The sequence below is a fragment of the Flammeovirgaceae bacterium genome (assembly GCA_015180985.1).
Lineage (GTDB): Bacteria > Bacteroidota > Bacteroidia > Cytophagales > Cyclobacteriaceae > UBA2336.
Map to the genome: position 1 here is coordinate 156,400 of CP054185.1, position 17,068 is coordinate 173,467.

19 protein-coding genes and 1 tRNA gene are annotated in these 17,068 nt (G+C 46.8%); 6 read left to right on the forward strand and 14 right to left on the reverse strand.

The genetic code is table 11. The annotated features are described in order from the left end of the window. Positions 1 to 5: 5 nt before the first annotated feature. The 4 genes from HRU69_00680 to HRU69_00695 form a co-directional block, all read right to left on the reverse strand. Positions 6 to 353: a translation initiation factor gene (locus tag HRU69_00680; GenBank protein ID QOI96076.1), complete on the reverse strand. Its 348-nt coding sequence runs from the start codon at positions 351 to 353 to the stop codon at positions 6 to 8. Then, positions 353 to 1,138 carry a DnaJ domain-containing protein gene (locus tag HRU69_00685; protein ID QOI96077.1) on the reverse strand — a complete coding sequence of 262 codons (786 nt, stop codon included), beginning with the start codon at positions 1,136 to 1,138 and terminating at the stop codon, positions 353 to 355. Before HRU69_00685 ends, HRU69_00680 begins: the two co-directional genes overlap by 1 nt. Positions 1,139 to 1,216: 78 nt before the next feature. Further along, positions 1,217 to 2,071 carry a universal stress protein gene (locus tag HRU69_00690; GenBank protein QOI96078.1) on the reverse strand — a complete coding sequence of 285 codons (855 nt, stop codon included), beginning with the start codon at positions 2,069 to 2,071 and terminating at the stop codon, positions 1,217 to 1,219. Between the two features lie 78 nt (positions 2,072 to 2,149). Further along, complete coding sequence (locus HRU69_00695; GenBank protein ID QOI96079.1) at positions 2,150 to 2,575, reverse strand: universal stress protein; 426 nt, start codon at positions 2,573 to 2,575, stop codon at positions 2,150 to 2,152. Positions 2,576 to 2,684: 109 nt separating this feature from the next. Here HRU69_00695 and HRU69_00700 point away from each other — a divergent pair, with 109 nt between their 5' ends. Then, positions 2,685 to 3,962 carry a PAS domain-containing sensor histidine kinase gene (locus HRU69_00700; protein QOI96080.1) on the forward strand — a complete coding sequence of 426 codons (1,278 nt, stop codon included), beginning with the start codon at positions 2,685 to 2,687 and terminating at the stop codon, positions 3,960 to 3,962. A gap of 8 nt (positions 3,963 to 3,970) precedes the next feature. Then, positions 3,971 to 5,032, forward strand: a complete 1,062-nt coding sequence (locus HRU69_00705; GenBank protein QOI96081.1) for a response regulator — start codon at positions 3,971 to 3,973, stop codon at positions 5,030 to 5,032. On the opposite strand, the gene HRU69_00710 is transcribed toward HRU69_00705, so the two are convergent. The 10 genes from HRU69_00710 to HRU69_00755 all read right to left on the reverse strand — a co-directional run bounded on the left by HRU69_00710 (position 5,029) and on the right by HRU69_00755 (position 13,508). Beyond that, positions 5,029 to 5,700: a sulfite exporter TauE/SafE family protein gene (locus HRU69_00710; protein QOI96082.1), complete on the reverse strand. Its 672-nt coding sequence runs from the start codon at positions 5,698 to 5,700 to the stop codon at positions 5,029 to 5,031. The genes HRU69_00705 and HRU69_00710 overlap by 4 nt on opposite strands. 32 nt (positions 5,701 to 5,732) lie before the next feature. Then, positions 5,733 to 6,164 carry a FixH family protein gene (locus HRU69_00715; protein ID QOI96083.1) on the reverse strand — a complete coding sequence of 144 codons (432 nt, stop codon included), beginning with the start codon at positions 6,162 to 6,164 and terminating at the stop codon, positions 5,733 to 5,735. A gap of 7 nt (positions 6,165 to 6,171) precedes the next feature. After that, positions 6,172 to 7,620: a cytochrome c oxidase accessory protein CcoG gene (ccoG, locus tag HRU69_00720; protein QOI96084.1), complete on the reverse strand. Its 1,449-nt coding sequence runs from the start codon at positions 7,618 to 7,620 to the stop codon at positions 6,172 to 6,174. Positions 7,621 to 7,676: 56 nt separating this feature from the next. Further along, positions 7,677 to 8,591, reverse strand: coding sequence for a c-type cytochrome (locus HRU69_00725; protein QOI96085.1), 915 nt, complete (start codon positions 8,589 to 8,591; stop codon positions 7,677 to 7,679). Beyond that, positions 8,588 to 8,788, reverse strand: a complete 201-nt coding sequence (locus HRU69_00730; protein QOI96086.1) for a cbb3-type cytochrome c oxidase subunit 3 — start codon at positions 8,786 to 8,788, stop codon at positions 8,588 to 8,590. The genes HRU69_00725 and HRU69_00730 overlap by 4 nt, the downstream gene beginning before the upstream one ends. A gap of 5 nt (positions 8,789 to 8,793) precedes the next feature. Next, entirely contained in the window at positions 8,794 to 10,947 is a 2,154-nt protein-coding gene (gene ccoN, locus HRU69_00735) for a cytochrome-c oxidase, cbb3-type subunit I (GenBank protein QOI96087.1), read from the reverse strand. Positions 10,948 to 11,111: 164 nt separating this feature from the next. Then, a tRNA-Ala gene (locus HRU69_00740) sits at positions 11,112 to 11,188 on the reverse strand. A 42-nt stretch (positions 11,189 to 11,230) separates the two neighbouring features. After that, entirely contained in the window at positions 11,231 to 11,977 is a 747-nt protein-coding gene (locus HRU69_00745; protein ID QOI96088.1) for a copper homeostasis protein CutC, read from the reverse strand. Between the two features lie 3 nt (positions 11,978 to 11,980). Further along, positions 11,981 to 12,958, reverse strand: a complete 978-nt coding sequence (locus HRU69_00750; GenBank protein QOI96089.1) for a N(4)-(beta-N-acetylglucosaminyl)-L-asparaginase — start codon at positions 12,956 to 12,958, stop codon at positions 11,981 to 11,983. A gap of 61 nt (positions 12,959 to 13,019) precedes the next feature. Then, positions 13,020 to 13,508, reverse strand: coding sequence for a C40 family peptidase (locus HRU69_00755; GenBank protein ID QOI96090.1), 489 nt, complete (start codon positions 13,506 to 13,508; stop codon positions 13,020 to 13,022). Between the two features lie 43 nt (positions 13,509 to 13,551). On the opposite strand from HRU69_00755, the gene HRU69_00760 reads away from it, so the two are divergent. From HRU69_00760 to HRU69_00775, 4 genes are read left to right on the forward strand one after another with little or no spacing between them, the layout of a single operon-like run. Beyond that, a complete protein-coding gene (locus HRU69_00760; GenBank protein ID QOI96091.1) occupies positions 13,552 to 14,967 on the forward strand; it encodes an FAD-binding protein in 1,416 nt (471 codons plus the stop codon). Between the two features lie 2 nt (positions 14,968 to 14,969). Beyond that, positions 14,970 to 15,695 (forward strand): DUF1080 domain-containing protein, encoded by a 726-nt coding sequence (locus HRU69_00765; GenBank protein ID QOI96092.1) that lies wholly within the window; start codon positions 14,970 to 14,972, stop codon positions 15,693 to 15,695. 28 nt (positions 15,696 to 15,723) lie between these two features. Further along, the gene (locus HRU69_00770; GenBank protein QOI96093.1) at positions 15,724 to 16,467 is read left to right on the forward strand and encodes a DUF1080 domain-containing protein; all 744 of its coding nucleotides are present in this window, start codon (positions 15,724 to 15,726) and stop codon (positions 16,465 to 16,467) included. A 12-nt stretch (positions 16,468 to 16,479) separates the two neighbouring features. Next, positions 16,480 to 17,055, forward strand: coding sequence for a hypothetical protein (locus tag HRU69_00775; GenBank protein QOI96094.1), 576 nt, complete (start codon positions 16,480 to 16,482; stop codon positions 17,053 to 17,055). Positions 17,056 to 17,068 lie beyond the last annotated feature (13 nt).

Sequence of the window (17,068 nt, forward strand, 5' to 3'; positions counted from 1 at the left end):
GTCTATCAGCCGATGCGTTTCACTTTATACCCGCTTTTAGTAAGCAGGGTTACCAGTTTATCGCGCTGGTCGCCCTGCAAAAGAATTTCACCGTCTTTTACCGAACCGCCAACGCCACACTGGCCTTTAAGTAGTTTTCCAAGGGCCTCCAGGTCAGCTACTTTACCAACAAACCCGGTAACAAGGGTAACGGTTTTGCCGGCACGCCCGCTTTTGTCGAGCAGCACGCGTAGCTGTTGTTGCTGAGGCGGAAGGGTGCCGGGTTCGTACACAGTACGGGTTTCGTACTGAAAATTGTTGTTGGTAGAGTACACAATTCCCTCCCGTTGTTTCCAATTGTTTTTCTTAGTCATTACGAAACGAAAATCAGTATTATGGTAAAAATAATAAGGAACACACTAATAATACCCAGATTAAACCTGAACTCTAAGCTACCGAGGCCTAAAATCCACAGCACACTGGCAACCACCAGTAAAACCGGAACAAAAATAAAATTACCGTATAACGAACCCAGGTTGGTAATCACAAGGGTTCCGTCTGTGGTTTGAACTTTCATCAATATGTTGAAGATGGCCGATTCAGTAAACACCATTTGTGAACTAACAGGTAACGCCTGCACGTCTTCAACCGCAATCTTCACTTCTCTGCCTGTATTGGTAACGAGGTAATCCTGCCACCCGCGCCTGAACGCTTCATTACGAAATTTCACCAGTGTTTCAACAGCTTGCCTGGGGGGCAGAAAGTAATCCGCCACCAGCAATGCAAAAAGCAGGCATCCCGCAATGGCCACCGGCCTGAGGAATAGCAGTGCATTGATCATGAGGTCGCGTTGGGTTGGTCCCTTCGGTTGTGGCGGCCGGTATGCACCATTGCCCCGATAGCGGGGATCACGATGTGAAGGAACAGGCGGTTCAACAGTTTGGGTGAACGGATTTTCCAACCGGTAGTCGTATTCACTCCGCTTTGCTTGGTCACCCAACACATCATAGGCCTCGTTAACCAATTTTATCAGTTCCTGTGCATGCGGGTCAGGATTTACATCGGGATGCAACTGCTGGACAAGCTTCCGGTAAGCCCGTTTGATTTCAGCCGGCTGGGCGGAACGCGAAACTCCTAATACCCGGTAATAGTCTTCCATAAAAGGCAACTACAGAAAAATATCGCCATAAAACAAAAAACCCGGTTGCCCGGGTTTTTACATATAAACTACGTTGGATTATTTCCGATGCTTCACTACAAACGTTAACACCGGGCGTTTGCTGTGGTTTACCACATCTTCAGCAATACTGCCTGCCAGTACGTGCGCGAAGCCTGTGCGGCCGTGGGTGGCCATCGCTATCATATCAGCATGGATACTGTCGGCAAAATAAATAATACCTTCTTCCTCGGTAACATCGTTAAACACATTAATGGTGTAATTTTTCAACTGCAGCTTTTTAGCAAAATCCTGCATGTATTTTTTTACTACGGCATCACGCTGAAAGTTGCCGGGTGTATTAATGCGCACCAGGTGAATGGTTGAATCGTACATGGCCTGGGCGCGTTTTACAATACGGGAGAAAACTTCTTCATCCTTGCTCATGGAGGTAGCGTAAACGATGTTTTTAAAGTTCGTTCGCGTGGGTTTTTTCTGGATAGTGAGCACAGGGCACTTGGCATGGCGTACCACTTTTTCAGTGTTTGAGCCAATAATCATTTCGGTGGCACCGCTAACACCGGTTGTTCCCATTACCACCAAGTCAACTTTGTGTTCGGCAATAATGGTACGCATGCCGTGGAAAGGAGACCCGATTCGTAATTCAGGTTTAACGTTTACTCCGTTAAACACCGGGTCGGCCGCAAATTTGGCCATTTGTTTTTTTGATCGCTCTATGAGTTTCAACATAAACAACTTCTCCTCCATGTCAGCGAATTGAATCTCACCGGTTACGGCAAAAGATCCTTTGGAACCTTCTTCTATAACGTGAAGTAATATCAACTCGGCACCGGCTTTTTTGGCGATACCGGCCGCCACCTCGGCTGCCGTCTGGGCCGTTTTAGAGAAATCAATAGGTACAAGAATTTTTTTCATGGCGTTGATTATTAATGTTTTTAAAGATAAAAACTTTCATGTTAGTTCTAACCTTTCTTTACGGAATTAACACAAATTTTAAGGTTGGGCCTGCATTTCAGGCACAATCAAAACCGGTACCGGGGCCTGGCCTATAAATCCTTCCAGGGTCATCCCTTTCTGTTCAATTATTTCAGAGGCCAGGCGTTGCCCGATTACCACAAACCCCACGCGGTTTGCCTGCACCGAACTTTTAATCCGGTCTGAAAGAAATCCCACTTCGGCCCGGAATTCATAGGGTATCGAACCGTTCAGGCCAAGTTTTTTTTCCAGTTGTGCAAAATTTTCCTGGGCTTTTTTCACAATAGTCCTCCTGTAATCGGCAATGGTTTCATTTTCCGGAATAATCCGGTAGGCATACAAAACGATTAGCCGGGTATGAAAATGGGCAGCCAGATTAACAGCTGCCTTCAGAACAACAGGCGAATTCTCCGAAAAATCAAGTGCGCAAAGTACAGGGTCCATGCATGGTAACTAATGCTAACATACAGGGTTTGGCCGGGTTACGTGCTTGATATGCATCATACCAAAAACTGATTTTTATCATGCCCGGTTGTTGCTATATTTCCACTCCGTGAACGAGCAGCCATTCAAGATACCTTTTGCCTCACCCGAAACGCTGAGCGAAATCTTTCAAAGTTCAGCCGAGGGGATTCTGATGGTGGACGAGGCCGGCATAATCCGGTTGGCTAATAAAGCATCTGAACTTATGTTTGGATACCAGGCCGGTGAACTGCCTGGTAAATCACTGGAGATATTGCTGCCTCAGCGTTACCGCGCAGGGCACGTAAAATACCGGGAGTCGTTCCGGCAGGCACCTGCGCCCCGCAAAATGGGTGTTGGTCGCGATTTGCTGGCTGTTCGGAAAGACGGTACCGAATTTCCGGTGGAAGTAAGCCTGAGTCATCACCGGATAAACAATCAGTTCATCGTAATTGCCTTTATCATTGACATTACCGAACGCAAAAAGGCTGAAGAAGCCGTAAAACGCAGTGAGGAACAATTACTGCTGTATGCTGCCGAACTGGAACGCAAAGTTCGCGCCCGCACCGATGCACTCAACAAATCCGTTGAAGACCTTGAGCGGGCTAACCGGTTTTTACAGGAACAAATTGCCGAACGAAAAAAGGCGGAGGAAGAAGTAAAGCATGCCCTGGAACGCGAGCGCGAATTAAATGAACTGAAAAGCAAGTTCGTTTCCATTGCCTCACACGAATTCCGCACTCCGCTCAGCACGGTACTCAGCTCAGCTTCGCTTGTGATGCAGTACAAAGAAAAGGGCGACCTGGCAAAAATTGATAAACACATACAACGGATAAAATCTTCGGTAAGCCACCTGACCAACATCCTGAATGATTTTCTTTCGCTGGGCAAACTGGAGGAAGGCCGGATTGACATTGCCAAAGAAACGATACCCCTGAGCGAGTTGCTGCACGAAGTTATTGAAGAAATGAAACCCCAGCTTAAAGAAAAGCAGAACCTTACGCTTCAGATCATGGGAAAGGAAAAACCCATATGTACTGATCCAAAGGTGTTACGCAATATACTGTTTAACCTCATCTCCAATGCCAGCAAATACTCCGAAGCGGGCAAGCCCATTGCTATCCACGTTACCTTCTGGGAAAATCATTTCGACATTGCCGTAATCGATCAGGGTATCGGCATCCCGAAAGAGGATGTAAAACACCTGTTTGAACGTTTCTTCAGGGCCAGCAATGCCGGCCAGGTTCAGGGCACAGGGCTTGGCCTGAACATTGTAAAACGGTATGTGGAATTATTAAACGGAGAAATTAATTTTACCAGCCAGGAGGGAAAAGGAAGTACCTTTACCATTATACTGCCAACTACCTAATGCATACCATGAAAAAGATTCTGCTCATTGAGGATAACCATGAAGTCCGCGAAAACACCAGCGAAATACTTTCGCTGGCGAATTATGAAGTAATTACTGCCGAAAACGGAAAAGTTGGCGTTGACCTGGCACAGAAAAACATGCCCGACCTGATCATCTGCGACATCATGATGCCAGAACTCGATGGATATGGTGTATTGCACATCCTTAGCAAGAAACCTGAAACCGCCAGCATTCCGTTCATCTTTCTTACCGCCAAAACCGAAAAAGCCGACATCCGCAAAGGCATGACACTCGGTGCCGATGATTACCTGACCAAACCGTTTGATGACACCGACCTGCTAAATGCCGTGGAGACGCGACTTAACAAAGTGGCTCTCTTCAAAAAGCAGTATGAAGCAACCGCTTCAGGGCTCAACGAATTTATTGAAGATGCCCAGCGGGTTCTGAACTTAAAAGATCTGTGTAAAGACAAAAAAACAAGAGCATTTAAAAAGAAGGCAGGAATTTTTATGGAGGGTGAGCTTCCCAACTTTATCTACTTCTTACAAAAAGGAAATGTAAAGGCCTTTCGTACCAATGCCGATGGTAAAGAGTTTATTACCAATCTTTACACCACGGGGGATTTCTTCGGCTACGAACCGATCCTTGAAAACACCAATTACACTGAATCGGCTGTAGCCATGGAAGACAGCGAACTGATTGCCATACCCCGCCACGATTTTCTTACACTGTTGCACAGTCACCCTGAATTATCGCGGTCTTTTGTATCGCTACTCTGTAAAAAAATTGAAGAAAAAGAATCGCAGTTGCTTACACTGGCCTATAATTCGGTGCGGCAACGAACAGCCGAAGCACTTTTGAAAGTACATCAGCTAAAGGAAGGTGAGTTAATGAATGTATCGCGCGATGACCTGGCTAAAATGGTGGGCACCGCCTCGGAATCGGTAATCCGGGTGCTCTCCGATTTCAGGGAGGAAGGTATTATTGACATTGAAAGCGGCAAGATAAAAGTACTTTACCCTAACAAACTGGAACAGGTAATTAAATGGAATGTGGCCCGGCATTAATGCAGCGGATAACACAGCACAGTTTTATCAATGGCGAATAGCCCCTCTATTGAAACACCACGCCAAATCATGATAAAGGCCATGAGCCCAACAAAAACAAGTTGAATTTTTTTTACCGGAATCGGAATAACCCCTATAATGTTGGTGTACAACCAGGCTGTAACCAACATGGCCGGCACGGTTCCAAGCCCAAATGCCAGCATAACCATTACACTGTTAATCCAGTTGGTTTGCACCAGTGAAAGTACAACAGCTGCATAGACCAATCCACAGGGCAAAAAGCCATTCAGAACACCCATCAACACGGCCGAGCCTGCACTTCGCTGACGAATAAATTTTGAAATACCTTGCTTTAGAAAATTTATTGCCATAAAAGTTTTTGGTAACACCCATCTTTCAACCTGTTTGAAAAGCAGAACACCCAATACGGCTAAACCCAGCATAATAGAAAGCCAGCCCTGCCATCCGCTGAGTTCAATCAGGTGGCCGAATAAACCAGCCATAAGGCCCAACAAACTGTAGGTAACAACCCGACCCGTGTTGTACAGCGCCCGGTTCAACACCAGCTTTTTATTATTTGGGGCCTGAACCTGCACAGCCAGCGGGCCACACATACCGATGCAATGGAGGCTGCCTGTAAATCCCAGAATAAAGGCCGCAGTTAGCATACCCGTAATTGAATAATATACGAAGGAAACTTTTAGATTACTACAAACTTCTCAAGATAGTATTCTTTACCTTCCATTGTCCATTCCATTTTTACCCGATAAGCACCCGGCCTGAGGTTACTAACCCGAAACATCTGCACAGAGTCTGCCGAGGCACTTAATTTAAACTGCTGATCGAGCTTATCAGAAGATGGCCGGAACAATTGTAACTCACCTTGTTCTATAAACCTGGCTTCCGGAAAGTAGACCTTTAAATAGGCGTTCTCAACAAAAGTGATTTCTGGCTTAACCAGTAGTTGTTCGGTATTGTTTTTACGATCGAGTTTTTGCTGGTACGCCAGTTCATCCTGATAATAGGTTCTGGATACCAGGTTTACATCCTGCCGCATGCTAATTGCAACAATACTGCCGATGAAAACAGCAAACAACACAAACGAAACAATTATCCACTTGCCCCAATTCATAGTTTCTCTATCGTCCTCCTTTTACACGGTCGCGATGCGAATGCACCGGCCCTACAAACTTGGCTTTTACAATTTCTATCTGCTCACCGCCCTTGTAAACACCCACCTTCACCACCATTTTGGCAGATGATACCAATTCGGCCGGAATTTCAATGAAGCAAACACCTTTATACAACCCCCCTGGCGTAACCACAATTTCCTGATCGCCAACTTTACGGATGGTTACACCTGGAGGCGATTCAGCCTTAAGTGTTAATTCAATAGCATCAAAAGTTTTATTGACAAACTCAATATTATACAAATTGGTGATTTTACCGTCATCCGTACGCTGAAATAATGTGCCAGGGACTTTTAATATAGTTGTTTCAATATCAGACCGGGTAGCGATCATAAAACTGAGTAACCCCACGAGCGCGGTAAGTACAACCGAATAGCCCGCCACACGCGGTGTAAATAATTTTTTAACACCATCTTTTATTGAATTGTACGATGCAAACCGGATAAGTCCTTTTGGCTTACCGATTTTTACCATCACCTCATCGCAGGCATCAATGCAAGCCGTACAGTTAACACATTCCAGTTGTGTGCCGTTGCGGATGTCAATGCCGGTCGGGCAAACATGTACGCACAGTTTACAGTCGATGCAATCGCCCCGGTTTGCCTGAGTTTCTCCTTTTTTTATTTTTCCCCGGGGTTCTCCGCGCAACCAATCGTACGCTACAACAATACTGTCTTTAACCAGTAAAACACCCTGAAGCCTTCCATACGGGCAAACCGCAATACACGCTTGTTCCCTGAACCAGGCAAAAACAAAATAAAATACACCTGTAAAAGCCACCAGACCGATAAAGCCGGCCAGGTGTTCAGTGGGTGGCTGAGAAACGATTTCTTTTACCTGCTCAATCCCGATGAGGTACGCCATTGCCGTATGCGAAATGATCACCGAAATCAGGATAAAGACTACTTGCTTGCCTGCCTTTTTAAAAATTTTTCGGGGAGTCCACGGTTCCTGGTTTAGTTTGCGCTGCTGGTTGGCATCGCCTTCAATCCAGTATTCAATTTTTCTGAACACCATTTCCATGAACAAGGTTTGCGGGCAGGCCCACCCGCACCACACGCGGCCAAATACCACTGTAAACAAAATAATAAATACAAAAAGCGTGATGAGCGTAAGGGCCAGCAAAAAGAAATCCTGAGGCCAGAAAACCTGACCGAAGATGACAAACCTGCGTTCAAACAGGTTGAGCATAAGCAAGGGTTGTCCCCCGATTTTTATAAACGGCCCTGCAAAGAAAATACTAAGTAGGGTAACAGTTACTGCGATGCGGTAGTTATGAAGTTGGCCTGCAGGCTTTTTTGGATATATCCAAACACGTTTGCCCTTTTCATCGACCGTGGCAATGCTGTTCCGGAATTCCTCATCGTATTGATAAAAGTTTTCACTATCCGTGGTCACGTCTCTTCAATTAACTTAGTGGCGTATTAATTTTCTCAGCCGCGATGCACAGCAAGTTACATGGAGGCTCCTTCGCTTGTGGCCGGAGTGGTTTCTTCCTTGTACAATTCACCCTGCGGAGCTTTCGGGTTTGGCGGGTTGCTTCCCTTAATGCTCTTGATGTAAAAGGTAACATCGCGTATCTGCTGCGGAGATAACACCGGACCCCACGGAATCATTCCCTTCTCCTGCACTCCGTTTTTAATTACTTTATAAATATCGGTAACGCTGCCGCCATGAAGCCAGTATTCATCCGTCAGGTTGGGGCCAATGTTCCCCTGCCCGTCAGGCATGTGGCATGAGGCACAATTCACCACATACACCTGCCGGCCGTTTTTAATTATTTGTTCATCCGCTTCATATACCAGGTTATTTTCATCAATGGCCAGTGCAGGCTGGGAGGCCAGCAGTTTTGCTTTTTGTTCCTCTGCAATAGCCACTTCGTTTTGATATTCCTGGTCCATCAGCGGCAACGAGTCGGTAACATGGTAAACAACCAGGTAAATAGCCCCCCAAACAATTGAACCGTAAAACAGCCAGGTCCACCAGGGCGGCAGGTGGTTATCCAGTTCCTTTATCCCATCGTAATTGTGGTCGAGCATGATTTCTGATTCCTTCTCAATGGGCCGGTAGCCGTTTATCCAGTTCCAGAATTTTGTCCAGGCTCCTGGTTCAGGTACATACACCTTACCCGTTTGCGCAGCTTTCTCCTCTTCGGCCTTGCGGATGAAAACATTTAACACCTGCAGCATGTAAATGGCCACAATAATTACCAGCAAGGCTACTACAAATACAAAGGCAATCACAACATAAAACGGAAACAACGGATCGCTTAAGGGGTCGCTCCAGAAGCTTCGGGCGGGTGTACCCTCCTGCGCCAAAAGCGGGCCGCCCAACAGGAATAAACTGATTAGGGATAGTATCTTTTTCATGACTTGCTGGTTTTTTCGGTTACGGATTGCGGGTCATTATTTTCATTCAGGGGCATTTCTTTCATGTAGCGGATAAAACTTTTATCGGCTGTAAAAACATACCATAAAAGAAAAAGGAAGAACAGGAAGAAAATCACGAACGATATGATGGGCCATACCTGTACGTTATCAATCTGCTGAAGCACGTTTTTATACATAGCCTTTACTGGTTACCCGTTGACAAATTATTATCGGCTGTCTTTGATGCTTTAATATCCTTACCCAACCGCTGCAAGTAGGCGATCAGCGCAATAATTTCAGCATCCGGCTCTACTTCAATGCCCTCCAACTGCAGGTTTTCGGCCATGCGCCTGGCTTGCATATCCAAATCATCATTAGCCCTGCTCTCGTATCCTTCTTCATACGGTACCCCTATCGTGCGAAGGGCCTTTATTTTGGAAGCCGTGGTACTCTTATCAATCACCTGCTCAAACAGCCACGGATAGGCCGGCATAATCGAACCGGTTGATACGGCATCGGGCGCTAGCATGTGGTTGTAATGCCAGCTATCCGAATACTTGCCGCCCAGGCGGTGCAAGTCGGGGCCGGTACGTTTTGACCCCCACAGAAACGGATGGTCGTAAACATATTCACCCGACTTGGAGTATTCGCCACCCAGCGGATCGTACCGCTCCACCTCCGAACGGAACGGGCGAACGAGTTGCGAGTGGCAGCTTACGCATCCTTCGCGTATGTAAATATCGCGGCCGTGCAGTTCAAGCGGAGTGTAGGGCTTAACACTGGAAATAGTCGGCACATTTGATTTAATCAGGAAAGTGGGCACCATCTCAACAATACCGCCAATCAGTATTGACACCAGGGCCAAAGCCGAGAATAATACCGGTTTGCTCTCCAGCCAGTGGTGCCAGCCGCCACCGCTTGATTCTGTTTTAACCAGCGGGGCCGCTTCGGCTGCTTCGTTAGCAATGAAACTTCCGGCATACGCGGTTTTAACCAGGTTATAGGTCATTACAATTGCGCCTGTCAGGTATAGCAAACCGCCAAATGCACGCAGCATGTGCATGGGTAAAATCTGCACGGTGGTTTCAAGAAAGTTTTTGTATACCAAAAAGCCTTCGGGGTTAAACTCTTTCCACATCAGGCTTTGGGTAACACCCGAGATATACATCGGAAGGGCATAAAAGATGATACCCAGGGTGCCAATCCAGAAATGGAAGTTGGCCAGTTTATTCGACCAGATTTTGGTATTCCACATGCGGGGTACCAGCCAGTACAGCATACCGAAAATCAGGAAGCCGTTCCAGCCCAGACCGCCTACGTGTACGTGCGCCACAATCCAATCGGTAAAGTGGGCAATGGCATTTACATTTTTAAGCGACAGCAACGGACCTTCCAGTGTAGCCATGCCGTACGCGGTAACGGCCACCACCATAAACTTCAGCACTACATCTTCGCGCACGCGGTCCCACGCTCCGCGCAGGGTCATTAACCCGTTAAGCATACCGCCCCATGAAGGCGCAATAAGCATCACCGAAAATACCGTTCCGAGTGATTGCGCCCAATCCGGTAATGTTGAATAAAGTAAGTGGTGCGGACCAGCCCAGATGTATATAAAGATCAGCGACCAGAAGTGTATTATCGATAACCGGTATGAATATACCGGGCGGTTGGCTGCTTTGGGCAGAAAGTAGTACATCATGCCGAGGTAAGGTGTGGTAAGAAAGAAAGCCACGGCATTGTGCCCATACCACCATTGCACCAGGGCATCCTGCACACCGGCATACCAGGAGTAACTTTTGAACAAGCTTACCGGCATTTCGAAGGAATTAACAATATGCAGTACAGCTACGGTAACAAACGTGGCGATGTAAAACCAGATGGCCACATACATGTGCTTTTCCCTGCGGTTCAGGATGGTTCCGATCATGTTCCAGCCAAAAACAACCCAGATTAACGTAATGGCAATGTCAATGGGCCATTCCAGTTCGGCATATTCTTTTGATGTGGTAAGCCCCAGCGGTAAGGTAATGGCAGCGGCAAGAATTATCAATTGCCAGAGCCAAAAGTGAATCCAGCTGAGTGTGTCGCTGAACATGCGGGTTTTAAGCAACCGCTGCATAGAATAATACACTCCGGCAAACATGGCATTGCCTACAAAGGCAAAGATTACCGCATTGGTGTGCAGCGGCCTGATACGCCCGAATGATGTGTACTGAAGTTCGAAATTAAATACCGGCCAAACCAACTGGAGGGCAATGGTAAGGCCCACCAACATGCCCACCAGGCCGAAAATAACGGTGGCAATAATAAATGCTTTTACGATTTTGTTATCGTAACTGAATTTGTCGAGTTCCATAGGCAGGGATAGTGTTAATGGTTCAGGTAAAGCTACGAGTCTGGGCTTAAAAGTAGAAGATTGAAATTGCCCGCTTTTATGACTTCGGTTACAGAACGGTATGATTTTCGTCAGGAAACAATTCTCCTTTCAATAAAAAAGTCCGCGGTTGCGGACTTGCCTGATGGTGGAGCCAGTGGGAGTCGAACCCACGACCTCTACAATGCCATTGTAGCGCTCTAGCCAGCTGAGCTATGACCCCGAATGGGCTGCAAATATATTTTTAAATTCCCATGTGCCCAAACTACCGTCTATCCCTTAATAATTCAGTTATCCTTCTGATTTTCTCCTCATCGGCCACCCATTTACCCGAATCATCTGGCAATGATTCCGTCAGACTGATGAGGTGGTTAAACCGTTGATATTCCGATGGTTTGTAGGTACGTGCTGAAAAATGAATTTCCTTTACACCAGTATTCTTAATAACAGGGATAACATTTGATTGATTAATTCCGACCCCGGCTATAATCGAAATCTTTCCTTCCGCACGCAGCACCAAGTCTTTAATTACATCTGCGCCTTCTGCCGCGCTGGGCTGCCTGCCGGAGGTAAGGATGCGGTCAAAGCCTGCTTCCTGGCAATCCTGAAGCGCCTCGTAAGCATCGCGGGTAAAATCAAAGGCGCGGTGGCAGGTAACCTTCAGAGGACGGGCCGCTTCAATAAGTTTTCGGGAACGTTCCCTATCAATTGTGCCTTCCGGTTTTAATATTCCAAACACCACACCATCCAGGCTGGCCCGCTTGCACATTTCAATATCGCGTTTCATAGCATGATACTCGTAGGCCGAGTAAACAAAATCACCGCCCCGTGGCCGAATCATGGCATACACATCAATGCTTATTGCTTGTCTTACGGTTGCCATTACGCCAAAAGAAGGTGTAGTGCCGCCTTCCGAAGGATTATCGCACAGTTCTACCCGGTCGGCCCCACCCTTTTGAGCATACAGGGCCGACTCAATGTTAAATACAGCTACTTCAGTAGTTATGGCCACGGCTCAGTTAAAATAACTTGCTGATTTGATTACAACATGCAACTGATCAGGAGACGTAATGGTGTATTCAAACACGTTGTTTGTTGAATAAGCGCCAACCTCGCCATGAACATTTAATGCCAGAAAGGCAACGCTTAATTCCTTTGCCTTTTCTTCGCCCCGTTTACGGATAAGCCTATTAATCGCTTCTTCACAGGCTTCCTGCGGTGATCGTCCGTTGCGCATCAACTCTACAATGGTATGGCTGCCGGCAATGCGAATCATTTCTTCGCCCACACCGGTAGCTGTGGCCGCTCCTACTTCGCCATCTACATACAAGCCGGCCCCGATGATGGGCGAATCACCCACGCGGCCGTGCATCTTATAAGCCATGCCGCTGGTGGTGCAGGCGCCCGAAAGATTTCCGTTACTGTCCAGTGCAAGAATGCCGATGGTATCGTGCTGGCCGGGATTATGATACGGTTTGTATTCCGATTTTTTCAACCATTCCCTCCATGCCTTTTCAGATTCCTTGGTTAACAGATTTTCCTTTTTAAAGCCCTGGCTTAGGGCAAACTGTTCAGCGCCTTTACCCACCAGCATCACATGCGGGGTTTTTTCCATTACCAGGCGGGCAATGGATACCGGATGTTTAAATCCCTGAACAAACGCTACCGACCCGCAATTGCTTTTTTCATCCATGATGCAGGCGTCAAGTGTAACCATACCTTCACGATCGGGCAAGCCGCCATATCCGACAGAAGTATCCTTCGGATTAGCTTCAGGCACGCGCGCCCCCTGTTCCACTGCATCGAGTGCATGGCCCTTGGCGCTCAGCACCTTCCAGGCAGCTGCGTTGGCATCGGTATTCCGCCAGGTTGAAACCACAATTGGTTTTACAATTAACGGAGCCTTTTGTGCTGAAATTTTTGTAAGCGAAAAAAATGCTGTTGATAATGCCGAAATCTTCAAAAACTTTCTTCTCGAATTAAATTCATTCATAGTGCCAGAGGTAATCACCAGTGAAGGTAATAAAACTTTCAGGCAACATTTACAGAGGCCCTCATTCAATCACCCGCCTGGCTAACCTGAATCGTTTGATGTAGTACTCGGTGTAGATGTTGGTTTCAACCACGCCCAACGTTGTTGAGGCATGAATAAACTTAACGTTGTCTTTGGATTTCTTATCGGTAACCAAGCCCACGTGGGTAATTTCCCTTCTTTTCTTTCCGGTGGCAAAAAATACCAGGTCGCCCGGTTCAACTTCCTTTAACTTTACTTCCTTGCCCACCTTGCTTTGTGCTTCGGAGGTTCGCGGCAATTCCAGATTAATAGCACGGAAAGCATTGAGTAACAGTCCGCTGCAATCCATACCGGAACGGGTAGTACCACCGTACTTATACGGTGTACCCACGTAACTCCGGGCAGCAGTAATCACTTTTTCAACCTTCTCTTCTTTAACCCTGGCTTTGTGTGAGGCGCAGGAAGTTAACAACATCCAGGCAATCAGAAAGTAAAAAGGTTGCTTACCTTTGAGGTTAAAAAATAGCATCCTTAATAAGTTTAAAAAATGGCTCTGTAAATATACGCGTTGTATGGCATTTCCGGAAGTAAGCAAAGATGTTGTAAGCCAATTTGTAACCATTGTAGGAATAGAGAATGTAATTCTTGATGAAGAAAAAAGGCTTGATTATGCTCATGACAAAACGGAAGACTATTCCTTTTTGCCATCGCTGGTTCTGAAGCCAGGCACCACGCAGGAGGTTAGCCAGATTATGCAGTTATGTAATGAGCACCGTATTCCGGTTACTGCACGGGGTGCCGGTACCGGCCTTGCCGGGTCGGCCTTACCAACACATCACGGCCTGGTGTTGTCGATGGAGCGGTTCAACAAAATCCTGAACATTGATGAACTGAACCTTCAGGCTATTGTTGAGCCGGGCGTGATCACAGAAGTCTTTCAGAATGCTGTGAAAGAGAAAGGTTTATTTTACCCCCCCGATCCGGCCAGTAGAGGGTCCTGCTTTCTGGGTGGCAACCTGGCGCAAAACTCAGGCGGGCCCAAAGCCGTGAAGTATGGTGTTACGCGCGATTATGTATTGAACCTGGAAGTAGTTTTACCTACCGGAGAAATTATCTGGACGGGTGCCAACGTGCTTAAAAATTCAACAGGGTACAACCTCACCCAACTGATGTGCGGCAGCGAAGGCACATTGGGCATTATCACCAAAATTGTTTTTAAGCTGCGGGGCTATCCGCAGAAGAACGTACTCATGCTCATTCCCTTTGTAACAAATGAAGAAGCCTGCAGGGCTATCGCGGCAATCTTTACGGCCGGTATTCAACCCTCGGGAGTTGAGTTTTTTGAGCGCGTGGCCGCCCTTCAAACATTGGCATATTGCCAGAAAGTTCTGAACAGTCCGGTCACCACCACGTTCCCCGATAACATGGATGCCTACCTGCTGTGTGAACTGGACGGCAACGATGAGGAAGTGCTGATGCGCGATGCCGAACGCGTGATGAACGTGGTGGAAATATTTAATTCCGGTGAAATTTTATTTGCCGAAAGTGCTGCGCAAAAAGAAGAACTGTGGAAAGTACGGAAGAATATCTCGCCTGCTGTTAACTGGTTTACACTTACCAAAAGCGAGGATGTGGTTGTGCCGAGGGCCAACCTGCCTAAGTTGATTTCGGGAATTAAAGAAATAGGCAAACGCTATGGATTCAATACCGTTTGTTTCGGGCACCTGGGAGACGGCAACCTGCATGTTAATGTACTCAAAGAAAAAATAAGCGATACGGATTGGGCTACCAAAATCCCCGAAGGCATTGGCGAAATATTTAAACTTACTGTGAGCCTGGGCGGAACGCTCTCGGGCGAACATGGCATCGGCATTGCCAAACGGCCCTATATGCCCATTGCCCTGGGCGAGACGAACCTGGAACTGATGCGCGGCATTAAAAAAGTATTTGATCCAAATGGTATATTGAATCCGGGAAAAATCTTCTAACCATGCGTATAGTTTTATTCCTGGTGGCCGGTTTGATGCTCACAACCTGTGAACTAAAAAAACAACCGAAACAACCAGCCGATAGGTACAACCAGTTAACTGTTGAAGAAAAAGATAATGGATGGACACTGCTCTTCGATGGCAGAACGCTGAACGGCTGGCGCATTTTTAAAAACCAGCCAAACAATTCATGGGAAGTTACGGATGGCACCCTTCACTGCAAAGCCTTTGCTGATGGCACCTTGAACGAACGCTCGGATTTAATCACCACCGGAGAGTATGGTGATTTTGAGTTGTCTTTCCAATGGAAAATTTCCCGTCAGGGAAACAGCGGTGTAATGTTTCGTGTAACGGAAGCCTACGACCAAACCTATGCCTCCGGACCGGAATACCAGGTGATTGATGAAGTGAATTACCCTGGCGACTTACCCCCTGAAAATAAGGCGGCTGCCAACTTCGGTATGCATGCTGCCGACAGTACTTTTGTTTACCCGGTAGGACAATGGAACGAAGGAAAAATTATTGTTCAGGGAAATCATGTTGAACACTGGCTTAACGGAACAAGGGTGCTTGCCTACGATTTATTTTCGGATGAGTGGAACAACCGGAAGACTGCCTCCAAATGGAAAGATTTTCCGGGGTATGCATCTGCCAGGAAGGGGTATATTGCATTGCAGGACCATGGTAATGAAGTATGGTACCGCGCCATCAAAATAAGAAATCTATAAGCGATAGAAATTTAAACATTCAATACCTATGAAAAAACTTCTTATACTCTCATTAGCAACTGCCGCACTTGCCTGTAAACCCAAGGAACAGCCGGACACACCAGGCAAACCGGCAACTGAAACCGTTGCCCAGAATACGTTAACCGATCAACAAAAAGCCGAAGGCTGGCGGTTGCTGTTTGATGGCCAGTCTACAGCCGGCTGGAAGAACTTTAATAAAGAAGGCGTAGGTGCCGCATGGACTGTTGATAACGGCACCCTGCACTTTGATAACACGAAGGAAGGCAAAGGAGATATTATTACAGTAGATGAGTTTGAAAACTTTGAGTTGGCGCTGGAATGGAAAATTGATAGCTGTGGCAACAGCGGAATTATGTTCAACGTAGTAGAGAGTCCTGAATTTTCAAACACCTATTTAACAGGCCCCGAAATGCAGGTGCTCGACAATGCCTGCCACCCGGATGCCAAAATTATGAAACACCGTGCTGGCGACCTGTATGATTTAATATCCTGTTCAACCGAAACCGTAAAGCCGGCCGGTGAGTGGAACCAGGTGCGCATTGTGTCCGATAAAGGTAATTGTCAATTCTGGCTTAACGGAACCAATGTTGTAAACTTTACCATGCACACACCCGAATGGGATGCCCTGGTGGCCGGCAGCAAATTCAAGCAATGGCCCGCCTTTGGCAAAGCAAAACGCGGCCACATTGCCTTGCAGGACCATGGCGATAAGGTATGGTACCGGAATATTATGATTAAGCCTTTACCATAAACAGCATACCAGGTGAGTTTCAGAAAAACACTTCTAACTGTTGTTTTGCTTGAAATTCTTCTGGTCGTTCTGGCGCTGGTTAACTATGGTAATTCACTCGCTGGCCTTCAGGCGGTAACCCGGTATTCCGGGCGGCTTTCCCTCCTGTTGTTCAGTATCGTGTTTATCGTTTTACCTGACAGGCAGCAATTAAAAAAGGTATTATCCGATAACCCCTTTTTAATTTTTGCAGTTGCCCACGGCATTCACCTGGCCGAACTGGTAGCCTATGTGTACTTATCGGGCAATGAACTCATCCCCATCCGCCTGGCCGGTGGATTTATCGCATATGTGCTGATTTTTGCAATGCCGGTCTTTCAGTCGCGATATGAAAAAGGGCTGATCACAGAAACGCATTTTAAAACAGCCCTAACAGTATACCAATATTACGTGTGGTTCATCTTCTTCATGAGCTACCTGCCCCGCGTACAAGGAAAACTTCCTAACGTAGGTGGAGAGTATTGGGAGTTTGTAGTGCTGCTGGCCTGGGTGTGCATGCTGATGGGAATGAAACTGGCTTCATTACTATTAAATGGTAAACGTGCCTAATTTTAAAATTCAA

Bases quoted from the DNA above. Each gene is read 5' to 3' on its own strand.
- HRU69_00690 (QOI96078.1), bottom strand. From the start codon at position 2,071: ATGAAAAAAATTCTTGTACCTATTGATTTCTCTAAAACGGCCCAGACG.
- HRU69_00705 (QOI96081.1), top strand. From the start codon at position 3,971: ATGAAAAAGATTCTGCTCATTGAGGATAACCATGAAGTCCGCGAAAAC.
- HRU69_00695 (QOI96079.1), bottom strand. From the start codon at position 2,575: ATGGACCCTGTACTTTGCGCACTTGATTTTTCGGAGAATTCGCCTGTT.
- HRU69_00725 (QOI96085.1), bottom strand. From the start codon at position 8,591: ATGAAAAAGATACTATCCCTAATCAGTTTATTCCTGTTGGGCGGCCCG.
- HRU69_00680 (QOI96076.1), bottom strand. From the start codon at position 353: ATGACTAAGAAAAACAATTGGAAACAACGGGAGGGAATTGTGTACTCT.
- HRU69_00760 (QOI96091.1), top strand. From the start codon at position 13,552: ATGGCATTTCCGGAAGTAAGCAAAGATGTTGTAAGCCAATTTGTAACC.
- HRU69_00710 (QOI96082.1), bottom strand. From the start codon at position 5,700: ATGCTAACTGCGGCCTTTATTCTGGGATTTACAGGCAGCCTCCATTGC.
- HRU69_00765 (QOI96092.1), top strand. From the start codon at position 14,970: ATGCGTATAGTTTTATTCCTGGTGGCCGGTTTGATGCTCACAACCTGT.
- ccoN (QOI96087.1), bottom strand. From the start codon at position 10,947: ATGGAACTCGACAAATTCAGTTACGATAACAAAATCGTAAAAGCATTT.
- HRU69_00730 (QOI96086.1), bottom strand. From the start codon at position 8,788: ATGTATAAAAACGTGCTTCAGCAGATTGATAACGTACAGGTATGGCCC.
- HRU69_00750 (QOI96089.1), bottom strand. From the start codon at position 12,958: ATGAATGAATTTAATTCGAGAAGAAAGTTTTTGAAGATTTCGGCATTA.
- HRU69_00770 (QOI96093.1), top strand. From the start codon at position 15,724: ATGAAAAAACTTCTTATACTCTCATTAGCAACTGCCGCACTTGCCTGT.
- HRU69_00685 (QOI96077.1), bottom strand. From the start codon at position 1,138: ATGGAAGACTATTACCGGGTATTAGGAGTTTCGCGTTCCGCCCAGCCG.
- HRU69_00715 (QOI96083.1), bottom strand. From the start codon at position 6,164: ATGAATTGGGGCAAGTGGATAATTGTTTCGTTTGTGTTGTTTGCTGTT.
- HRU69_00755 (QOI96090.1), bottom strand. From the start codon at position 13,508: ATGCTATTTTTTAACCTCAAAGGTAAGCAACCTTTTTACTTTCTGATT.